At 50.4% G+C, this 19,335-nt stretch carries 15 protein-coding genes and 2 pseudogenes; 3 read left to right on the plus strand and 14 right to left on the minus strand.

Annotated features, from left to right (window positions below; genetic code table 11):
- Nucleotides 1-62: 62 nt before the first annotated feature.
- From mdtP to A7090_RS04370, 8 genes and pseudogenes are all read right to left on the minus strand, one after another.
- On the minus strand, nucleotides 63-1,529 hold the full coding sequence (gene mdtP / locus A7090_RS04335; protein WP_105273176.1) for a multidrug efflux transporter outer membrane subunit MdtP: 1,467 nt from the start codon (nucleotides 1,527-1,529) through the stop codon (nucleotides 63-65).
- Complete coding sequence (mdtO, locus tag A7090_RS04340; protein WP_105273177.1) at nucleotides 1,526-3,577, minus strand: multidrug efflux transporter permease subunit MdtO; 2,052 nt, start codon at nucleotides 3,575-3,577, stop codon at nucleotides 1,526-1,528. Before mdtO ends, mdtP begins: the two co-directional genes overlap by 4 nt.
- Nucleotides 3,577-4,608, minus strand: a complete 1,032-nt coding sequence (gene mdtN / locus A7090_RS04345; RefSeq protein WP_105273178.1) for a multidrug efflux transporter periplasmic adaptor subunit MdtN — start codon at nucleotides 4,606-4,608, stop codon at nucleotides 3,577-3,579. The genes mdtO and mdtN overlap by 1 nt, the downstream gene beginning before the upstream one ends.
- Nucleotides 4,609-4,626: 18 nt before the next feature.
- On the minus strand, nucleotides 4,627-4,902 hold the full coding sequence (locus A7090_RS04350) for a YtcA family lipoprotein (RefSeq protein WP_105273179.1): 276 nt from the start codon (nucleotides 4,900-4,902) through the stop codon (nucleotides 4,627-4,629).
- A gap of 205 nt (nucleotides 4,903-5,107) precedes the next feature.
- Nucleotides 5,108-7,093 carry an alkyl sulfatase YjcS gene (yjcS, locus tag A7090_RS04355; RefSeq protein ID WP_105273180.1) on the minus strand — a complete coding sequence of 662 codons (1,986 nt, stop codon included), beginning with the start codon at nucleotides 7,091-7,093 and terminating at the stop codon, nucleotides 5,108-5,110.
- Nucleotides 7,094-7,327: 234 nt separating this feature from the next.
- Nucleotides 7,328-7,501 (minus strand): annotated as a pseudogene (locus A7090_RS04360) (hypothetical protein); the annotation flags it as partial.
- Nucleotides 7,482-7,916: a VOC family metalloprotein YjdN gene (yjdN, locus tag A7090_RS04365; protein ID WP_105273182.1), complete on the minus strand. Its 435-nt coding sequence runs from the start codon at nucleotides 7,914-7,916 to the stop codon at nucleotides 7,482-7,484. The pseudogene A7090_RS04360 and the gene yjdN, both read right to left, overlap by 20 nt.
- 186 nt (nucleotides 7,917-8,102) lie before the next feature.
- Nucleotides 8,103-8,438 (minus strand): zinc ribbon domain-containing protein YjdM, encoded by a 336-nt coding sequence (locus A7090_RS04370; protein ID WP_105273202.1) that lies wholly within the window; start codon nucleotides 8,436-8,438, stop codon nucleotides 8,103-8,105.
- A gap of 474 nt (nucleotides 8,439-8,912) precedes the next feature.
- Between A7090_RS04370 and A7090_RS04380 the strand changes: the two are divergent.
- From A7090_RS04380 to pmrR, 3 genes and pseudogenes are all read left to right on the plus strand, one after another.
- A pseudogene (locus A7090_RS04380) lies at nucleotides 8,913-9,011 on the plus strand (diguanylate cyclase regulator RdcB family protein); the annotation flags it as partial.
- Nucleotides 9,012-9,274: 263 nt separating this feature from the next.
- Nucleotides 9,275-10,777, plus strand: a complete 1,503-nt coding sequence (gene proP, locus A7090_RS04385; protein ID WP_105273183.1) for a glycine betaine/L-proline transporter ProP — start codon at nucleotides 9,275-9,277, stop codon at nucleotides 10,775-10,777.
- A gap of 114 nt (nucleotides 10,778-10,891) precedes the next feature.
- On the plus strand, nucleotides 10,892-10,981 hold the full coding sequence (gene pmrR / locus A7090_RS04390; protein WP_105273184.1) for an LpxT activity modulator PmrR: 90 nt from the start codon (nucleotides 10,892-10,894) through the stop codon (nucleotides 10,979-10,981).
- Here pmrR and pmrB read toward each other — a convergent pair.
- The 6 genes from pmrB to adiA all read right to left on the minus strand — a co-directional run bounded on the left by pmrB (nucleotide 10,957) and on the right by adiA (nucleotide 19,307).
- On the minus strand, nucleotides 10,957-12,057 hold the full coding sequence (gene pmrB, locus A7090_RS04395; RefSeq protein ID WP_198599562.1) for a two-component system sensor histidine kinase PmrB: 1,101 nt from the start codon (nucleotides 12,055-12,057) through the stop codon (nucleotides 10,957-10,959). The genes pmrR and pmrB overlap by 25 nt on opposite strands.
- Nucleotides 12,058-12,726 carry a two-component system response regulator BasR gene (basR, locus tag A7090_RS04400; protein ID WP_105273185.1) on the minus strand — a complete coding sequence of 223 codons (669 nt, stop codon included), beginning with the start codon at nucleotides 12,724-12,726 and terminating at the stop codon, nucleotides 12,058-12,060. It lies immediately after the preceding gene.
- On the minus strand, nucleotides 12,723-14,366 hold the full coding sequence (eptA, locus tag A7090_RS04405; protein ID WP_105273186.1) for a phosphoethanolamine transferase EptA: 1,644 nt from the start codon (nucleotides 14,364-14,366) through the stop codon (nucleotides 12,723-12,725). The genes basR and eptA overlap by 4 nt, the downstream gene beginning before the upstream one ends.
- Before the next feature lie 103 nt (nucleotides 14,367-14,469).
- Nucleotides 14,470-15,807 (minus strand): arginine/agmatine antiporter, encoded by a 1,338-nt coding sequence (gene adiC / locus A7090_RS04410; RefSeq protein WP_000093154.1) that lies wholly within the window; start codon nucleotides 15,805-15,807, stop codon nucleotides 14,470-14,472.
- A 136-nt stretch (nucleotides 15,808-15,943) separates the two neighbouring features.
- On the minus strand, nucleotides 15,944-16,705 hold the full coding sequence (gene adiY, locus A7090_RS04415; protein ID WP_105273187.1) for a DNA-binding transcriptional activator AdiY: 762 nt from the start codon (nucleotides 16,703-16,705) through the stop codon (nucleotides 15,944-15,946).
- 334 nt (nucleotides 16,706-17,039) lie between these two features.
- Nucleotides 17,040-19,307, minus strand: coding sequence for an arginine decarboxylase (gene adiA, locus A7090_RS04420; protein ID WP_105273205.1), 2,268 nt, complete (start codon nucleotides 19,305-19,307; stop codon nucleotides 17,040-17,042).
- Nucleotides 19,308-19,335: the final 28 nt, after the last annotated feature.

Genomic DNA, 19,335 nt, shown 5'->3' on the forward strand with positions numbered 1-19,335 from the left:
CAGGCTGTCGTCAGTTTTGACGTGACGAAATACCGCGTGACAGCCATCACGCGGCAGACATTTTATTTTTTCTCGACGACGGGGACCGCCTGATACCCGCCGCCCAGCGATTTCATCAACTGAATGTTTTGAATCACGCGGCGGCTATCCAGCATCAGTAACGACATCTCTTCGGTAAGCACTGGCAACCGGGCTTCGGTGGCCTGTAAGCGGCTGGTTAAGCCGCGTTGATAGGCGGCCTCGGCGGCGCGCTGGGTGAAGCGCGTTGCTTCTACGCGTTCAGCCTGCATCTCTCGCTCGTCGTTGAGCGTTTGCAGACGCGTGCCGTTGACTGCAACGTCACGCACCGCGTTCAGTACTGACTGGTTGTAACGTTCAATCATCATGTTGCTGGCGGCGCGCGTGCCTTCAAGATTGGCATTCAACCGTCCACCGTCAAACAGCGGCAATTTCAGACCGGGTATGAAGTTGAACTGGCGACTGGTTTTTTTGAATAAGGTATCCAGGTGGATAGAATCCAGACCGAAAAACGCTTTGATATCAAAGCTCGGGTAGAACAGCGCCCGCGCGGAATCCACCTGATCTAATGACGCCTGAACATACCAGCGCATGGCTTGCAGATCAGGCCGTCTGGCGAGCAAATCATAAGAGAGTGTCGCCGGAATGCCAGTCTGGACTTGCGGTAATGCCACCGGTCTGATCTCCGGCATATCGCTGGCGCCTGCGCCAATCAATGCGCGCAGAGATTCTCGCGTTTCGGTGATTTGCCCTTTGACGGCAGCAATTTGTTTATCGACCGCCAGAATCTGTGCCCGCGCGCCGTGGAAAGGCACTTGCGCTTCCAGACCGTGCGCCACTTTACTCTGGTGCGCTTTCACCGCGTAATCAATCACGCTGCGGGTTTGCTCCAACAGATCGAGCATCTGGTAGCTGGCCTGCATACTGTAATAAAGCTGCGCTACGCCCGTTGTGAGTGATAACTCCACCGCTGCGGTTTCTGCCAGCGCGGCATTATGCGCGCCAATGGCGGCAGCAACCGCTGAGCGATGCACACCCCACAAATCAAGATCCAGCCCGGCAAACAAACCTACTGTGGCTTCGGTGTAGTATGGCCCGTCCATATCCAGCGCTGGCGCATCCATCGCATAAGGGCTTAAAAAGCCGTTCGCCGAGACGCGTTGGCGGTTGAGCATCCCTAATGCCGCCACCTGCAACTGTGAACCAGCATCTAACAAATCGGCTTGCGACTGCGCTTTTTCTTCCCGCAGTTTCGCTTCGGCAAGGGTGTGTGAACCACTTAGCGTCCGTTGGATCAGCGCATTCAGCTGCGGGTCATTGAGTTGTTTCCACCACTGCGCCTGCGGCCAGCCGGAGCTGGCGAGGTGAATATCATCGGCAAGTTTGATTTGTTCCGGTTTGAGCTGCTGATGAGGCGCAGAATCCTTACGTACCAGGGCACAACCGGAAATCAGCGTCGTGCTGCCGAGAATGCTGCACAACAGCAGACGTGAAAGTTGACGATTGATCATTGCATGGCTCCTTGTGCCTGTTCCGTGGCGGGCGTTAATGCCGGGGCTGTCCAGTCTGGCAAGCGGGCGAAAAGCTGGCAGACGTGTTGCTCTTGTTTTAATAACGTGGGCAGGATGGCCTGCGAGGCGGGTGTCTCTTCTGGTGTTATCTGAGGAGAGTGGCTGAGTGCAGTTGTCAGACCGGCAGCGTATTTCTCCAGGGCGTCGGCAAACTGCCCCGCTCTGTCAGGTTGCAGTGCGTTATCCAGCGCCTGCGCCGAGTTCCAGGTTGCATCCCAGGCGTGAAGAATTTCGCGGCCCTGACGAATAACCGTTTGCGAACGCGCAATCAGTAAGGCGCGTTCTTCGCTGTCCAGTTGACGCTCCAGCGCTACACGTTGGCACATCTCTTCACAGGCATTAAACGCCGCATGCAGACCTATGCGAATTTGCAGATAAGTGCGCAGAGTCGTGATTTCCTGCTGGCGTGGGATCCGCATTACTTTACTTAGCATACCCAGCGCGCCAGCCAGTTTTTGCGGTAGCGTGCGCGCTTCACTTTCAGGCCAGACAAAGGTGTAAATCACCGCAGACACCACTGTCCCAATGATGATCCCCAGGGCGCGATCGCGGATTTCCACCAGGTCGTACACCGGACCAAAAACGTTTTCGAGCGTGGCGAGCGCGAAGGTAACCACCATCTGCGTGCCGATATAAGAAGAACGTTCAGAGCTGGTGGCAATCCATGCGCCCAACAGGAAAATCGGTGCCAGCACAAACAGCAATTCGACAATATTGTCCAGCCAGGGCATGACCAGTAGCGTGAATAACAGCGCCAGAATCGCGCCGCAAAAAGCCCCGCCAAAACGCAGCACCATCTTCTGGTACGACGAACCGACATTGGGGTTAGCGACGATCACGCAGGTCAGCATACAGGTGTGAATACCTTCCCAGTCCACACCGCTATAGAAGGTGTAACAGATCAAACAGGCGAGCAGCGTTTTTACCGCGTAGCGCATATAGTCTGGATTGGTAAAGGCATCGGCGACCATTGATGGCGGTTTGGCCGCGGGCGTAGGTGGTGTATTCGGGTCCATCCGACCCAGTTGTAACAGCGTCTGGCAGATATTCTCCAGGTTACATTCCCGTGCCGCCATCGCTTCATCCTCGCTAAGCTGCCAGTCGCTTTGCCAGCACTGGCCTTCGGCAATGGCATGTTGCAGCTTGTTGATTTCTGAGGCTAATTTTTGCCGAAATTCAATAATTGCCTGCGAATCAGCAAAAGAGGTGGGATCGTAGCGATTCAGCGTCGAGTAAATGTAGGTTACCGTTGCCACGCAGCTTTGCCACCATGCGCTCTGAGTTCGCCAGTCAGCATCGTCAGCGAGGCAAAACACATTGAGTTTTTGCAGCGCCAGCGCCTCTCTTTCAATCCGCGTTTCGGATAGTGGTGCGAGGCTGTCCGTCAGGTGGCTAATGGCATCATTAAGCCGATCATTAAGTGCCTGATGCATTTGCGTAATGGCGCGACTGGGAAACCACAACACGCCAATTAACGTCATCAATAACGTTGGGTAGAGGCCGACAACGATACACCACAGCGTTAAGCGTACGACCACTTCCGGATAGTCGAGCATGGCGGGGAAGGTTTGCCCGTAAATGGCGACAATGGCGACGGCGAAAAAGACCAGCCCAAGCCGATGGGTGCGCATCAGAAACATACAGCCCATCAGGATCGGCCCGGCAATGATCAATCGGATCAACGGTTCGCCATATGACCATTTGTAGATCAAAAACAGGCTGGCGATCTCCAGCACCGTGGCGACCACAAACAAGATCGCCACAAATTTGGTGTAAAACGCGTTCGACTGAATACCATAAAACAGCACAGCCAGTGATAACGCCACAAAAGGGATCTCAAACGTCATCGAGATCAGGATCACCAGCAGGCAGCCTACCCAGAGTTGCATGGTCTGCGGCACGCGGCCTGCTCGCCGCTCGCTTAACTCTTCATGAAAGAACGCCAGCAGCCTGACCACTGGTAATGGCAGGGAGTTGAGTGCGTTCATTATTGTGGCTCAAGATTAGCGACTGCCGAAGCGCCGATGCGGAACATTTCCGGGTCAGGTTTATCAACCATGATTTTGACCGGAAAACGCTGGGCAACGCGGACCCAGTTAATAGAACGAGACACTTTCGGCAGGCCGCCCAGCACCAGGCCGCCGTCATCCGGTAGCACGCCGTAGCCAATCGAATCCACTTTACCCTCGAAGGTCTTGCCGCTGTCGCTCATCAGGCGAATCGTTGCGGGTGTGCCTGAGCGAATATTTTTCAGATCGGTTTCGCGGAAGTTGGCGATCACGTACCAGTGACGAGTGTCGATTAGGGTGAAAATAGGGCGCATCGCGGAGGCAAATTGCCCAACCGAGGTTTTGAGGGATATGACCCGACCATCAAACGGCGCGCGAACGGTCGCCATTTCCAGATGCAGTTTCGTCAACGCAATATCCGCTTCCACTGCCGCACGCTGGGCAACTAATGCATCCACGCCGCTGACGGCGCTGGCGGCTGACTGCGCCTGCAACAATACGGCATTAAGATCGGCTTCTGCAGCGCGCTGTGCGGTTCTTGCGCGGTCGACATCCTCCGCAGAGACAAAACCTTCCTTCAGCAGAGGTTCGGTGCGATGCAGGGTATCAGTGGTTTGTTTCGCAGCGGCACGGGCTTTTTCTACCGTGGCATTAACCGAGTCGGCACCAAACTGTTGCGCGTCAACGCTACGCTGGGTGAGCATAATTTGCTTATCCAGCGCCGCGAGGGAGGCTTCAGCTTTCGCCAGATTGGCTTCGTACGGGCGCGGGTCGATGCGGAACAGCAAATCGCCCTGTTTCACCGCCTGGTTGTCGGTGACCGCCAATTCTACAATGCGACCGCTGACTTCCGGCACCACATCAATGGTGTCTGCTGACGCGTAAGCGTCATTAGTTGATGGCGCACTGTCTACGCGCCAGATAACGAAAACAAGGGCAACCAGCGGCAACGCAACCACTAACAGAGCAGGGGCTTTACTGCGAGGAGCTTTTTTCGGCGTACTTTCCATGAGCGCGTCTCAAATAGATTAGAAAAATGCCAGCCAGAACAGCATGGCGTAGAGAGCAAAAAGGGCGGTATAAATAATTCCGACAAATGCCAGATTGATATTTGTCCGCTGAATAATTCGCCTTGTGATGAGCGTCAAAATAAGGCTGGCAATAGCGCAGAAAAACCAGCTGGGATAATAAGCGCCGATCACCGGGATTGCCGGAGATAATGAGCATCCCGAAATCATGAAGACGGGAATTATCCAGGCTGTTTTTTTGAGTTGCATCGCCATGCGAGAGAGAACTGTTGGCATATTAAATACATCCTGTCTGCTGCGAACAATATCTGTAGTGAATATCAATATCCATTGAAGGCGTCAGTATGGCTATTTTCTCGATGAATAAAAATAGCTTTATTCAGCTACCGCATTCATAACTTATATAATTTATGTATTGGTTTGTCGTATATATTTTTAAGATAAATACTTTTGGGGGTAAGCCCCCCAAAAGTGAGTGGCATTAATTCGGAGTTACGATATTCACCCACAAATCGAAATTATCCAGACAAGCAATAATTTCTTCCAGTTTCGCGCCATTGCCAATAATTTTGGCTTTCTTCGCTTTCACCAGATCGGCCATTTTTGCCTGTCCGGTCAGTACGGCGTGCAGATCTTCACGGCTGATATAGATAGAGGCGTTGGCTTCAGGTTGCAGCGTTTTCCGGTAGTTAAGCACGCTATCGTTCAGCGTCAGGTTAAGGTTATCGCCATTACTCATGTTGAAGTTAAGGCTGATGTTTTTGCCCGCGGCTTTTTCGCTATCGAGACGAACGGCCATAAAGTCGAACAGCATTTCGATCGACATCCCGCGAATGGTGTCCGGGGAACCGGTGGTGCCGTGGCTGAACTTATGCACCCCTTCGCGCAGCTCTTTCGCGCCGGTCAGATAGAAACCGCGCCAGGTGGCAGACTCGGCCTGATAACCCAGCTGTTCAAAGTTATTCGCCTGCAGATTCTTCGCCACCTGGTCACCAGGATTGGCGGCAATCACCTGTTTCAGCAACTCTGCTGACCAGCGGTAATCCCCTTGCTTATTCGCTTCTTTCGCCAGGTTAATAACGTGTGCGGAGCCGCCCAGCGCTTTCACGTAACGTTTGCCCATCTCCACCTGACCATACGGATGCAGGTTAGCCGGGTTACCGTCGTAATAGCCGAGATAGAAGTTATACACTGCGCGGGCGTTGTGGCTGACTGAACCGTAATAGCCGCGGCTGGCCCAGTTATTGGCAAGTGCAGGTGGCAACTTAATCATGTCGCCGATTTCATTCATGGTGTAGCCCTGATTCGCCAGGTGCAGGGTCTGGTCGTGAATGTACTTGATAGTATCGCGATATTTACCAATATAATCATTGATATGCTTATTGCCCCATACCGGCCAGGTGTGCGGCATAAACAGTACTTCCGCGTCGTTACCCCACATATCCAGCGTTTCGTTCAGATACTCGGTCCACTTGCTGGTGTCGCGGGTTTTCGCGCCGCGCAGGGTGTAGAAGTTGTGCAGGGTATGCGTGGCGTTTTCGGCGGTACACAGGGCTTTCAGTGCCGGAATATAGAAGTGCATTTCGGCTGGGGCTTCGCTGCCTGGAGTCATCAGGAAGTCAAACTCCAGACCGTCGATCATCATCTGTTCACCGGTTTTGGTGATTGTTTTGGTCGGTGCAATAATGCTTGGGTAGCCGGTTGCCAGCGTCACGCCGAGGCCGTTACCGACGTTGCCTTGCGCGTCGTGCGGCAGTAACAGACCGTAAGAGTAGAGCGCACGGCGGCTCATGATGTTACCCGCCAGCACGTTTTCGCTGATGGCTTCGTCCATAAAGCCAGCTGGAGCAATCACCTGAACTTTGCCGGATTTAACATCGGCTTCAGAGATAATACCTTTCACACCGCCATAGTGGTCGGTGTGGCTGTGGGTGTAAATAACAGCAACAATCGGTTTTTGCGGACGATGCTGGAAGTAAAGGTCAAGTGCGGCTTTTGCGGCTGGCGGTGTTACCAGCGGGTCGATGACAATAATGCCTTTCTCGCCTTCCACAAATGTAATGTTAGAGATATCCTGGCCGCGCACCTGATACATTTTATCGGTGACTTTGAACAGGCCCGAAATGCCGTTGATTTGCGACTGACGCCACAGGCTGGGGTTTACGGTTTCCGGTGCAGCGGCATTAATATCAAATTTGTAATCATTCGCGCGGTAGTAAACTTTACCGTTAGCGTCACGCAGAATACCTTCATCCAGCAGCGGGGCGATAAATCCACGCTGAGCGTCGTCAAAATCCTGCCGATCGCTAAACGGTAATGATTTTGCGTAGCTCTGATTAATCTGTTGGGTATATTGAGTGGCGGCTTTCGCTTCATCTGTCGCGTAAGCGGTATTTACCATCATGCTGCTGACGGCGGTTAATGCAATAACAATCCTGCTCAAACGGAATAACCGAGAGTTATTCATATAAATCTCCATTTATCATTTATGTCGTAAATATGTAATCCTTGCAAAATACGTCATCTAAAGCTGGCGTTATCATAATTGGGAATTTGCGACTTTAATAAGTGGAAGTGTGAGCGGAACGAGCCATTTTATTAGGAATTTGTGCTGAAGGTGGGAAATTACGGCATATTCATTATTACCATCAATAATATGACGTGATTTATATTTTTAATTATATATATTACTTTTCTCTTTCACTTCGCCAACCAGTCGCGCCAGAGGGTAGTGCATGTTCGGGTCGCGCAGGTTGCCGTTAAAGCCCACGCGAAACGCGTGATGGTCAAACTCGGCCTGTTTTAACTCACAGATTAGTGCGTAAACCGCGTCGACTGGCTGACGCAGGTCGCTGTTATTGTTGTTTAACGACATTAATCATCCACGGCACGCCAAATTTATCGGTGACTTTGCCAAAGCCATGCGCCCAGAAAGTTTCCTGCCAGGCCATTTCGATTTTTCCGTTAGCAGCAAGGTTATCAAACCAACGTTTTCCTTCTTCGACCTGTTGTGAATTGAGTACCAGCGTAAAGCCGGAGTAGCTGGCTCTTCCTGACGGTATGGTATCGCTCATCATGATATCGCTTCCGGCAATGCGCACGTTGGCATGGGCGATAGCGGTATCGGGAAAATGCATCCCGGAAGGGCCGTTCTCGGCGCTTTCCTGCGATGATTTTGGCATTTCTCCAAAGCTGATTTTATAGAGCAGTTCCGCGCCCAACGTACGCTGATAATAGGCAATCGCATCGGAACAGTTACCGGCAAAAGAGAGGTAGGGACTTAATGGCATGATGTTGACCTCAGTAAAGAGAAGTCAGTTAAGTGTAGTTTGAAATTTGAACAGTTGAGAGTGGGATGGGTAGGCCTGATAAGACGCGTAAGCGTCGCATCAGGCTGTCGGCACCGTTGCCGGATGCGGCGCGAGCGCCTTATCCGGCCTACCGATTACGTGCCAATATTACATTGAGCAATACAATCAGTTCTTTTTCACAAACTCCGATTTCAGCTTCATCGGGCCGAAACCGTCGATTTTGCAATCGATGTTGTGGTCGCCTTCAACCAGGCGGATGTTTTTCACTTTGGTGCCAATTTTCAGCATCGAAGAGCTACCTTTCACTTTCAGATCTTTAATGATGGTAACGCTGTCACCGTCAGCCAGAAGATTGCCGTTAGCATCTTTAACGATCAGTTCGTCGCTTTCCTGTGCAGGTTCTGCGTCGTTCCATTCGTGGGCGCATTCCGGGCAGATGTACATGCCGTTATCTTCGTAGGTGTATTCGGAGTTGCATTTTGGGCAGTGTGGTAATGACATGTGGATTTCCTCAAAAGTCAGCAGGGCAAAAGCGCCAAAAAACGGCAGATTGCCGAAAAAGGCCGCAATTATACACAAAATCCCTGAGTTTGTCGGGGGTACTGTTGATTTTAGACGACGAGCGTTTTTATTTGAAAGGAAACGCAAAAAGAAAATAATCTTTTTGCCACTATTTGTTGTTTAAGGTAATGCTAATCTTCTGTTTTGTTTTTAATTTAAAAATATTCTATCTATCTGTTATTTTAAATTGTTATGAAAATGTTGTTTATTGCAATAAATAATAGCGCTATGAATGCAAAGTAATTTTCCGGTGTAATTATAAAAACGAAAGCATAACTCAAAAACAATCTGGATAAATAAAATTTGCTTTAAGGAAGAGCTTTCTATGTACACACAGACCCTGTATGAGTTAAGTCAGGAGGCTGAACGCCTGTTACAGCTTTCTCGTCAACAGTTGCAGTGACTGGACGGCCCCGCTGGCAAACTGTCGCACTGGAGATGCCACGACTCTGTTCAGCGCAGCGTCTGGTGGGGGCAATGGTCGAGGAAATTATCTATATAAATTTTGTGTAAATAATTGGTTACATGTGCGAGTCCTGAACGAAATTCATATGTGAAGTTGATCACAAATTTAAACACTGGTAGGGTGAAAAGGTCATTAACTGCCCAATTCAGGCGTCAACGGGTTTGATTGTACATTCCTTAACCGGAGCGTGTAAGCAAACCCGCTACGCTTGTTACAGAGATTGCATCCTGCAATTCCCGCTCCCCTTTTACGGCCATCGCGCTGATTTTTCTGGCGTTTGCGGAAATGGGCCAACTCTGCGAGGAAAGCTATGCTGAAAAGGAAAAAAGTAAAACCGATTACCCTTCGTGATGTCACCATTATTGATGACGGTAAATTGCGTAAAGCTATTACCGCAGCATCACTGGGTAATGCAATGGAATGGTTCGATTTTGGTGTTTATGGTTTTGTTGCTTACGCATTAGGTAAAGTTTTTTTTCCGGGGGCTGACCCCAGCGTGCAGATGGTTGCTGCACTTGCCACTTTCTCCGTTCCCTTTCTGATTCGACCGCTTGGTGGACTCTTCTTTGGTATGTTGGGCGATAAATATGGTCGCCAGAAGATCCTTGCTATCACGATTGTGATTATGTCGATCAGTACGTTCTGTATTGGCTTAATACCGTCCTACGACACGATTGGTATTTGGGCGCCGATTTTGCTGTTGATCTGTAAGATGGCACAAGGTTTCTCGGTTGGCGGTGAATATACCGGAGCGTCGATATTTGTTGCGGAATACTCTCCTGACCGTAAACGTGGCTTTATGGGCAGCTGGCTGGACTTCGGTTCTATTGCCGGGTTTGTACTGGGCGCGGGCGTGGTGGTGTTAATTTCGACCATTGTCGGCGAAGATAACTTCCTCGACTGGGGCTGGCGTATTCCGTTCTTTATCGCTCTGCCGTTAGGGATTATCGGGCTTTACCTGCGTCATGCGCTGGAAGAGACTCCGGCGTTCCAGCAGCATGTCGATAAACTGGAACAGGGCGACCGCGAAGGTTTGCAGGATGGCCCGAAAGTCTCGTTTAAAGAGATTGCCACGAAATACTGGCGCAGCCTGTTGACATGTATTGGTCTGGTAATTGCCACCAACGTGACTTACTACATGTTGCTGACCTATATGCCGAGTTATTTGTCACATAACCTGCATTACTCCGAAGACCACGGGGTGCTGATTATTATTGCGATTATGATCGGTATGCTGTTTGTTCAACCAGTGATGGGCTTGCTAAGTGACCGTTTTGGCCGTCGTCCGTTTGTGCTACTCGGTAGTGTTGCACTGTTTGTGTTGGCGATCCCGGCGTTTATTTTGATTAATAGTAACGTCATCGGCCTGATTTTTGCCGGGTTACTGATGCTGGCGGTGATCCTTAACTGCTTTACGGGCGTTATGGCTTCTACCTTGCCAGCGATGTTCCCGACGCATATCCGTTATAGTGCGCTGGCGGCGGCATTTAATATTTCGGTGCTGGTTGCCGGTCTGACGCCAACGCTGGCGGCCTGGCTGGTGGAAAGCTCGCAGAATTTAATGATGCCTGCCTATTACCTGATGATAGTGGCGGTGGTTGGTTTAATCACCGGCGTGACCATGAAAGAAACGGCGAATCGTCCGTTGAAAGGTGCGACGCCGGCGGCGTCGGATTTACAGGAAGCGAAGGAAATTCTCGGCGAGCATTACGATAATATCGAGCAGAAAATCGATGATATTGACCACGAGATCGCCGATTTGCAGGAAAAACGTACCCGCCTTGTGCAGCAGCATCCGCGAATTGATGAGTAAGCTGAAACGGATGGCCTGATGCGACGTTGTCTTATCAGGCCAACAATTGAACCCTTAAGGTTTACTTAATCTCTGCCACGCATACTCTCCTCCAGGTTAACGGAGGAGAGTGCAATGAAAAAACGTGTTTATGAAAGTTTAACTACCGTGTTCAGCGTGCTGGTGGTCAGCAGCTTTTTTTATATCTGGTTTGTCACGTACTGATCTTTCTTCAGCCGTACCCAGGCCCGCGTGCCTGATGTCTCTTGCCGGTTTTGCAGGAAAAACTGCCCGTGATGCAACTGTGTAATTCGGCTGACAATACTTAACCCCAGACCAATCCCGCCATACCGGCTGTCCATTCGTACAAATGCTTTACTCAACTCCCCGCATTTGCTCTCATCAATACCCGGTCCTTCATCTTCAACGGCCATGACCGCACCGCCATCTTCTTGCAGCTTAATCATAATGTTGCTGCCTTGCGGGCTGTAACGATGGGCGTTTTCTACCAGGTTTCGCAATAACATCCGCAGCAGGGTTGCATCACCCTGAACGGTGATGTCAGCGGCGCTTTCTGGCAACAGTAGGGTTTGTTGGCGTTGGTCGAGCATAGTGCTGAGTTCGTCATACGAGGGAAGAATGACATCTTCCAGCAGTTTTACATGTTGATAATTACCGGAAGAAAATGACTGTCCGGCGCGTGCCAGTTGCAACAGCTGGGAGACGCTCTCCATCATCTGATCAAGCCGAGCCACTAACGGTGCTACATCAATGTGATGTGTTTTCGCCAGCAGTTCCAGATGCAAACGCACCCCCGCCAGTGGCGTTCGTAGCTCGTGCGCGACGTCAGCGGTAAACAACCTTTCGTTATCCAGCGTGCTGGTCAGGCGACTGACCAGATCGTTCAACGCCGAAACCACCGCTTCGATTTCGAGGGTGGCGCAGTGAATAGTAATAGGCGTTAAGTTGTCGGCGGTGCGCGCTTCCAGCTCTTTTTGTAGCTCTGCCAGCGGGCGGGTGATGCGGTGTACTGCCTGATAGCAGATAAACAGCGTCAGGCTGACCATAAAGACGCCGGGGACAATCAGGCTGGCGATTGCCTCGCGGATCTCACGCATGATGTGGTGATCGTTGTTGCGATTGTCGCGTAGCGCCTGCTCAAACAGCTGAATCTGCTCGGTACTTTCATGCCATAGCCAGAAGACGCTGATCAGCTCAAACACCAATAAGATCGCCGCGATGGTCAATATCAGCCGTTGGCGCAGCGATATTGGTCGGCGCAGAAAACGCATCAGATTCAATTAGTTTTCCTCATTCTCGACCAGCATATAGCCAAATCCGCGCACGGTGCGGATACGGGCTTTGCCCACTTTGTCGCGCAGATTGTGGATATGCACTTCCAGGGTGTTGGTCGAGGGTTCATTGTCCCAGTTATAGATGTCGTTGTAGAGAATTTCCCGATGCACCGGACTGCCTGCTTTAAGCATTAACCGTGACAGCAGAGCATATTCTTTGGGTGTCAGAATCAACTCTTCACCGCCCATCCATACCTGACGGCGACCCATATTCAGCGTCAGATTACCAACAATCATCTCACTTTCGCCCTGATTATTATGGCGTCGTAGCAGGGCGCGGATGCGGGCGTGTAACTCTTCCAGTGCAAAAGGCTTCACCAGATAGTCATCGGCACCGACATCCAGTCCGGCGATTTTGTCGGTCAGCGTATCGCGAGCGGTGAGGATCAGTACCGGCAGGGTATATTTTTTCTGCCGGATACGGGCGAGAAAATGCAGTCCATCTTCGTCGGGTAACCCTAAATCCAGTACCACCAGGCTGTAATGACCGGTCTCAAGGCTTTGTTCTGCCATCCGCGCGGTCGTCACGCCATCACATGCGTAGCCTTCGGTTTGTGCCGCCAGAATCAATCCCTGCAATAACAGCGTATCGTCTTCAACAATCAGAATTTTCATTTATTTATTCTCCTGCAAGGTTGCAGAATATCATCCGCAGCCTGGTAATACTTCGTCTGAACGCCAGTTAATCCCAATAGCGTGGAGAATAAATTGTCTTGTGAATAGCGCTGCGTTTGCGCCTGTTTCTGCAGGCAGCTTTGGTCAACCTGATACCGTTTTTGATAATCCTCCGACAGCCACAGCAGCATCGGCACCTGTTTTTGGCTATCCGGGGCGATGGCATAAGGCAGACCGTGCAGATAAATGCCATTTTCACCTAACGATTCACCGTGGTCAGAAAGATAAACCAGGCTGGTGGTAAATTTATCCTGATGTTCTTTCAGCAGATTAATCGCTTTATCAACAATATAGTCGACGTAGACCAGCGTATTGTCGTAAGTGTTCACCAGTTGCTCTTTGGTACAGGTCTGGATCTCATTGGTGTCGCAGGTAGGGGTAAATTTCCTGAACTGCGGTGGATAGCGATTGTAATAGGTCGGGCCGTGGCTGCCGATGGTGTGTAAGACAATCAAGCCATCACCCTGCAGGTTATTGATGTACTCTTCCAGCCCGTGGAACAGCACTTCATCATAGCATTCGCCATTGATGCACTGGCCAGGCAGGTTCAGCGCGGTGACGTTCTGGTGAGGTACGCGGTCGCAGACGCCTTTACAGCCGCCATCGTTATCATTCCACAGCACATTAATGCCTGCCCGTTGGATGATATCCAGAACACCTTCCTGGTGCTGTGCCAGCTCTTCTTTGTAATGCTCACGTGGCATATTCGAGAACATGCACGGTACTGAAACTGCCGTTGCCGTGCCGCAAGATATGGTATTAGGGAAATAGACCACGTTATCTTTCGCCAGCCGCGGGTTAGTTTCACGCGGGTAGCCGTTGAGGGAGAAGTTCTCTGCTCGCGAGGTTTCGCCGACAATCAGGATAGTCAAATTTTTACGTTTCCCGTTCTGCATTAATGGGTTGCGGTGCGCGTCTTCACCAATTCGCACCAGCGGCAGATTTGCCAGTCGCTGATGGGAGTACCATGACCAGCTGGCAATAATGCTGTTAGAGGGGCTTAAGGTTTTTACCAGCTCTTTGTTGTTGCGAAACAGCGAGGCGTAGTCTTTATAAAACAGTGCGGCAACCAGCAAAATCAGCAGCACAGAGACCAGAATATTGGCCCCACGGAAAAGAACACTGCGCAGGCGCGAGGTGGCAGGTTTGATTTTAATCCAGCAGGCCATCAGCGCAGCAAGCGCGCCGCTGAATCCCAGCGTTAATAACATTTGCGTTGTCATCAGCGCATAACTTTCTGCCGGAGTGGTATCAATAATATTGGCAATCATCGAGCGGTCGATGACGATACCGTAAGTCATTATGAAATATTGTGCAGCCGCACCGACCAGAATAAACAGGCAGGCCAGGGGGCGATTAAGCCATAAGAAAGAGCTTAGTGTCAGGGCAATATTGATTACGCTGAAGGCGACGATCGGCATCGACAAGAAAACCAGTACGTTATGCAGCGAATCCAGCGGTAACGCCTGCAACACCTGTTTAAAAAAGGCAATATTCAGGCAGATAGAGATATAAAAAGCGGCCAACAATAGCCAGGCGAGTAAATTCAAAGAGGGTCTTTTTAGTAGGCGCTTCAACATTACGGTGTTTCCATCGAACAAAGTGCGCATATGCTCGCAAAGCAAAATTAAGCCAACCTTAAGTTCTTAAGGTTGGCTCTTATGTTTGCTGGATTAAGGGGAATTAATCTTTACTTATTGGTGCATCTAAGGGATACGGGTTTTTATGCAGCCGGTTGTAATTCAGCGCATACATGGCGGTGATTACCATCAGGGTGACAAATGACCACATAACTTCTTTCGCGCCGGACCCTACTACGGCCCAGATGCAGTAGAGAAAGGCAATGGTAGTAACAGCCAGATATGCCGGGCGTGCTTTACCAAAGTGACCGTGGCCGAGCAGCAGTAACGCCGCACAGGTGTAAAGATATGGCACCAGGGTAAAGATGACCGATACGGAAGAAACCAGACCGAACTCTTTGGTTGCGTTTGGCGAAATGCTACTGAGCTGGAAGATGGTCATCAAAATACCGACGATAATCAGCCCCGCCACTGGCGTACCTGCCTTATTTACACGGGCAAAAATCGGTGGGAACAGTCCGTCATCGGCAGCGGCTTTCGCTGTTTGACCCGCCAGCAACGTCCAGCCGCCCAGTGAACCTAAGCAACCCGCAGCTGCGCAGAAAGAAACAATGGCCCCGGCGGTGTCACCCAGCGCCATCCGTGCGGCATCACCGAATGGCGAGGCAGAAACGCGCAGAGCGGCATTAGGGATCATCCCCATAATCGCGGTGGTGGAGAGCACATAGCAAACGGCGGCAATCAATACCCCACCAATGGTGGCGATAGGGACGTTGCGTTTCGGGTTTTTCACCACACCTGCGGCAACGGAGGCACTTTCCACACCGATGAATGACCACAGCGTAACGTTAAGGGTACTTTGAATCGCACCGAAGGTGCCCAGGCCGCTGACATTCCATGCCGCCATGTAGGTTTCACCACGAAACCAGAACCAGCCAAATACGGCAATCCCGACGATGGGGATCAGCGCCAGCACGGTGGCAACAGCCTGCACGCGGGTGATCATTTTCGGACCGACAATGTTCAGCAGGACGAAGATCCACAGCACCACGACACAGGTGATGGTTAATACCAATGGATCTTTCAGAATCGGGAAGAAGTAACTTAAATATCCTACGCCAATGACCACCATGGCGATATTGCCGATCCAGCAGGCCAGCCAGTAGAGGACGTTGGTTTGATAACCGAGAAACGGGCCAAAGCAGCGGCGGGCGTAAGCGTAAGAACCACCAGGACTTGGGTCGAGGAACGACATTTTGGCGTATACCATCGAGAGCCCCAGCGCACCGATAATCGTCACCAACCATCCATAAATGGCAATCCCGCCAGTGGAGGCCAGGTTTGCAGGTAACAGAAAAACACCTGACCCCATAATATTCCCCGACACCATCAGGGTGACGGGGATTAAGCCCACTTTGTGAGCATCAGCATCCGAAGACATAATTAAACTCCTGCGAAGGCGAGCTTCGTGACAATAAATTACGTCATATCATACGCCTGCATGCGCGAGTTGAATTATTATCGACCGGGTTATCGCTGATGTCGTTATTAATATAGCTCTTCGTTAAGGTTAAAAATCAGGCGACAGTGCGTTCTCTGTGCTGACTAACATAATGCAGGGGCGTCATACCGTAGAAGTCTTTAAAGACAGAAATAAAGTAAGACGTACTGTTATAGCCGCACGACTGTGATACCTGAGAGATATTTTTACCGTCCATCATTAATTCATTCACGGCATAACGCATGCGGCAGGTGGTGATTATTCGGCTATAACTGGTGTTTTCGCTTTTCAGCTTTTTCTTTAACAGGCTTGGGCTAAGACATAAACAACTGGCTACCATACTAAGATTCCAGTCTTTATGGATATCGCTTTCAATAATTTGATAAACGCTGTCGCTAACACAATTACGTAACATATACATCATTAATGAAAGGAATTTTTTACTGTCGAGAAAACGGGATAGCACAGTGAATAATAATGCACGTGTTCGTTCCTTTTCTGACTCAGTTTCAGCGGGCAGCATGCTGTGTTGCGCGGCAACGCGAAAGACGTCTGGCGTCAGGCATGGCAAGGTGAGGATAGGCGTAGCGCTACGTTGCCATACTGGTATTTGCGAGAGATCTTTATTCAGAAACCGGAGGTAATCTTTGATGATATCGTGACTAATATGAGCAACCAAAGTGTTATTAAGAGAGGAGACGTCGATAATATTATTTTCACAATTTAATAACGCTATATGGTTAGCTTTAAGGCTAATAGGTTCTTTCCCATTCACCCTTATCCAGATATCTTTTTCAGTCAATAAAACAATACAAGGTTGGTCGCTGCAAATCCTCATACATGTACTCCTGAGTGCGAATAAAAGACCAGTTCTCGCTAAAGCAAAGCGATACCGGGAAATGGCTATATAATTGTATGATGAATATAAACGTGCATAAAAATAACGAGTTTTACTAATATTACAAATTTTTATAGTAATTTCTCATGTACATATTTTTTTACAGGGTAAAAAAGGATAAATAACAGGCAAAAAAAAGCGCGGGGTGGGACCGCGCAAAAAGTATGACATTTTTGTTTGCAGCAATTTTTATGAAAACGTTGCCATACTCAAAAGGCCTCAGGCCAGGTGGCGTAATGTTATTTAAACAATTACGCCTTCAGCGGAATAGTGGTTACGCTTTCACACACATGACGTGGTAAATACCGTCAATAATTTCAGTACCTTCAGTTTCGTGTTCAAAGCCAGGGAAATGATGGTCCCAGGATTGCAGGGAGCGTAAATAACTTACCTGCGGACTGTTTTTATCGCCGAAGTTTTCACCAGACAGCAGCATTGGGATTCCTGGTGGATACGGGATAACAGAGTTTGCCGCGATGCGTCCTGGCAGATTTTCAATGGATACCCGTTCGACATTGTTGTCGACAATCGCGTTGTACGCTTCACGCGGGGTGATTTCTGCCGCCGGTAGGCCGGAGTAGGCTTCGTTCAATCGTGCGCCAGGGTTGTTTTCTTTCAGCCAGGCAAACATGGTGTCACCCAGATCGTGAATCCCCATGTTCGCGTAAGTTTCAGGATATTGTTCAACAAGTTCCGGCATCACCTGCGCCAGCGGTGTGTTGGCGTCATAGTGGCGTTTGAAGGAGCAAAGGGTGTTAACCAGAGTCCCCCATTTCCCACGGGTTACGCCCATAGAGAACAGGAACATAATTTGGAAGTCGGTGGTGCGGGTAGGCACAATGCCGTGGCGACCAAGCCAGGCAGTAACCAGCGCCGCCGGAACACCGGTTTCTTCCAGTTCACCATCTTCACCCATTCCCGGAGCAAGGATGCTGACTTTAATCGGGTCGAGCATACTCCAGTTATCCGGAATATCTTTGAAGCCGTGCCAGCTTTCGCCCGGATGCATTACCCAGCAGTCCTGAACGGTGGTCAGCAGTTTGGTTGGTGCGTCAGCAAAGTCATAGGTTTTGCCGGTTTGCGGGTCGGTGACGACCTCTTTGTTCCACGGTTTGAAAAACCAACTGCCGTCAGCGGTGAACTCTTTATACAGCCGCGCCATCGCCTGACGGAAATCAACCGCTTCGTCGATCACTTCCTGCGTCAGTGACAGGCCGCTGTTGCCGTCCATCATCGACACCGCCACGTCGTTAGATGCGCAGATGGCATACAGCGGGGAGGTGGTGGCATGCATCATGTAGGCCTGGTTGAAGCGGGAGAAGTTAATCGCCCCACGACCTTCACGTACATGAATATAAGAGGCCTGTGACAGCGCATTCAGCAGTTTGTGGGTGGAGTGGGTGGCGAAAACGGTAGGGCCGTTGTGATCGCCTGGTTCGCCGCGCATGGCATAGTGATCGGCATAGATCGGGTTAAAACGTGCATAGCCGTACCAGGCTTCGTCAAAGTGCAGACGATCGGAGGTTTTTTCCAGCAGATCCTGTGCTTCTTTAGCGTTATAACACACGCCGTCATAGGTGCAGTTGGTCACCACGCAGTAAGACGGTTTTTGCCCGGCTTTGTCTTTGGTCAGCGGGCTTTCACTGATTTTCTTCTGCAAGGTTTCAGGTTGCATTTCCTGCGGATAGATTGGCCCGATAATGCCGTAGCGGTTGCGGCTTGGCACCATGTAGACCGGTTTTGCGCCTGTCAGCATCAAGCCTTGTTCGATGGATTTATGGCAGTTACGGTCAACGACCACTACATCGTTATCGGTCATGCAAGCCTGCATGATGGTGCGGTTAGAGCCGGAAGTACCGACGACTACCGACCAGGAGCGATCGGCACCAAAGACGCGTGCGGCATATTTTTCGCTTTCGCCAAATGCGCCAGTATGGTCAAGTAAAGAACCGAGGGAAGTTCGTTCGATGCCCATGTCAGTGCGGAACAGGTTTTCACCATAGTAGTCATGGTAGAAACGTCCGGCGGGTGTTTTGGTAAAGCCAACGCCGCCCTGGTGGCCTGGCGCGGCCCAGGAATATTCATGGATGTCGCTATATTTCATCAGTGCGCTGAACAGTGGCGGCAACAGCTGCTGGCGGTAGCGGGTCATCGCGGCAACGGCGCGTCCGGCGATAAAGTCGGCGGTATCTTCCAGAATCCAGGCGAATTCATCGACAAGCTCCAGCAGATCTCGGTCCATTGCGGCGAGGGCTTTTTCCCGATCGCCCAACAGGAAGACCGGCACGTTTTGTTGGCGCTCATGAAGCTTACCGATCAATTGTCTGACGTTTTGATGTTCGTCCGGATGTTCCATTTGATAGCTGAACATCAGGCAGTCAATGGCTTCGTTTGAAGAGAGGATGGCAAAACCATCATCAAAGGAGGTGGATTTAATCACGGTAATATTTTGCTGGCTTAAAGCATCTGCCAGACGCTCAACGGCGTTACCGACCCAGGTGTCTTGATGGAGAAACTCGCTTTCAACAATTAATACTTTCATCATTGCTTACCCGGTTATGAAGGAATCT

This window comes from Escherichia sp. MOD1-EC7003, assembly GCF_002965065.1.
GTDB lineage: Bacteria > Pseudomonadota > Gammaproteobacteria > Enterobacterales > Enterobacteriaceae > Escherichia.

Excerpts from the sequence above, each read along its gene's own strand:
- mdtP (WP_105273176.1), bottom strand. The coding sequence starts at position 1,529 with ATGATCAATCGTCAACTTTCACGTCTGCTGTTGTGCAGCATTCTCGGC.
- mdtO (WP_105273177.1), bottom strand. The coding sequence starts at position 3,577 with ATGAACGCACTCAACTCCCTGCCATTACCAGTGGTCAGGCTGCTGGCG.
- mdtN (WP_105273178.1), bottom strand. The coding sequence starts at position 4,608 with ATGGAAAGTACGCCGAAAAAAGCTCCTCGCAGTAAAGCCCCTGCTCTG.
- A7090_RS04350 (WP_105273179.1), bottom strand. The coding sequence starts at position 4,902 with ATGCCAACAGTTCTCTCTCGCATGGCGATGCAACTCAAAAAAACAGCC.
- yjcS (WP_105273180.1), bottom strand. The coding sequence starts at position 7,093 with ATGAATAACTCTCGGTTATTCCGTTTGAGCAGGATTGTTATTGCATTA.
- yjdN (WP_105273182.1), bottom strand. The coding sequence starts at position 7,916 with ATGCCATTAAGTCCCTACCTCTCTTTTGCCGGTAACTGTTCCGATGCG.
- A7090_RS04370 (WP_105273202.1), bottom strand. The coding sequence starts at position 8,438 with ATGTCATTACCACACTGCCCAAAATGCAACTCCGAATACACCTACGAA.
- proP (WP_105273183.1), top strand. The coding sequence starts at position 9,275 with ATGCTGAAAAGGAAAAAAGTAAAACCGATTACCCTTCGTGATGTCACC.
- pmrR (WP_105273184.1), top strand. The coding sequence starts at position 10,892 with ATGAAAAAACGTGTTTATGAAAGTTTAACTACCGTGTTCAGCGTGCTG.
- basR (WP_105273185.1), bottom strand. The coding sequence starts at position 12,726 with ATGAAAATTCTGATTGTTGAAGACGATACGCTGTTATTGCAGGGATTG.
- eptA (WP_105273186.1), bottom strand. The coding sequence starts at position 14,366 with ATGTTGAAGCGCCTACTAAAAAGACCCTCTTTGAATTTACTCGCCTGG.
- adiC (WP_000093154.1), bottom strand. The coding sequence starts at position 15,807 with ATGTCTTCGGATGCTGATGCTCACAAAGTGGGCTTAATCCCCGTCACC.
- adiY (WP_105273187.1), bottom strand. The coding sequence starts at position 16,705 with ATGAGGATTTGCAGCGACCAACCTTGTATTGTTTTATTGACTGAAAAA.
- adiA (WP_105273205.1), bottom strand. The coding sequence starts at position 19,307 with ATGAAAGTATTAATTGTTGAAAGCGAGTTTCTCCATCAAGACACCTGG.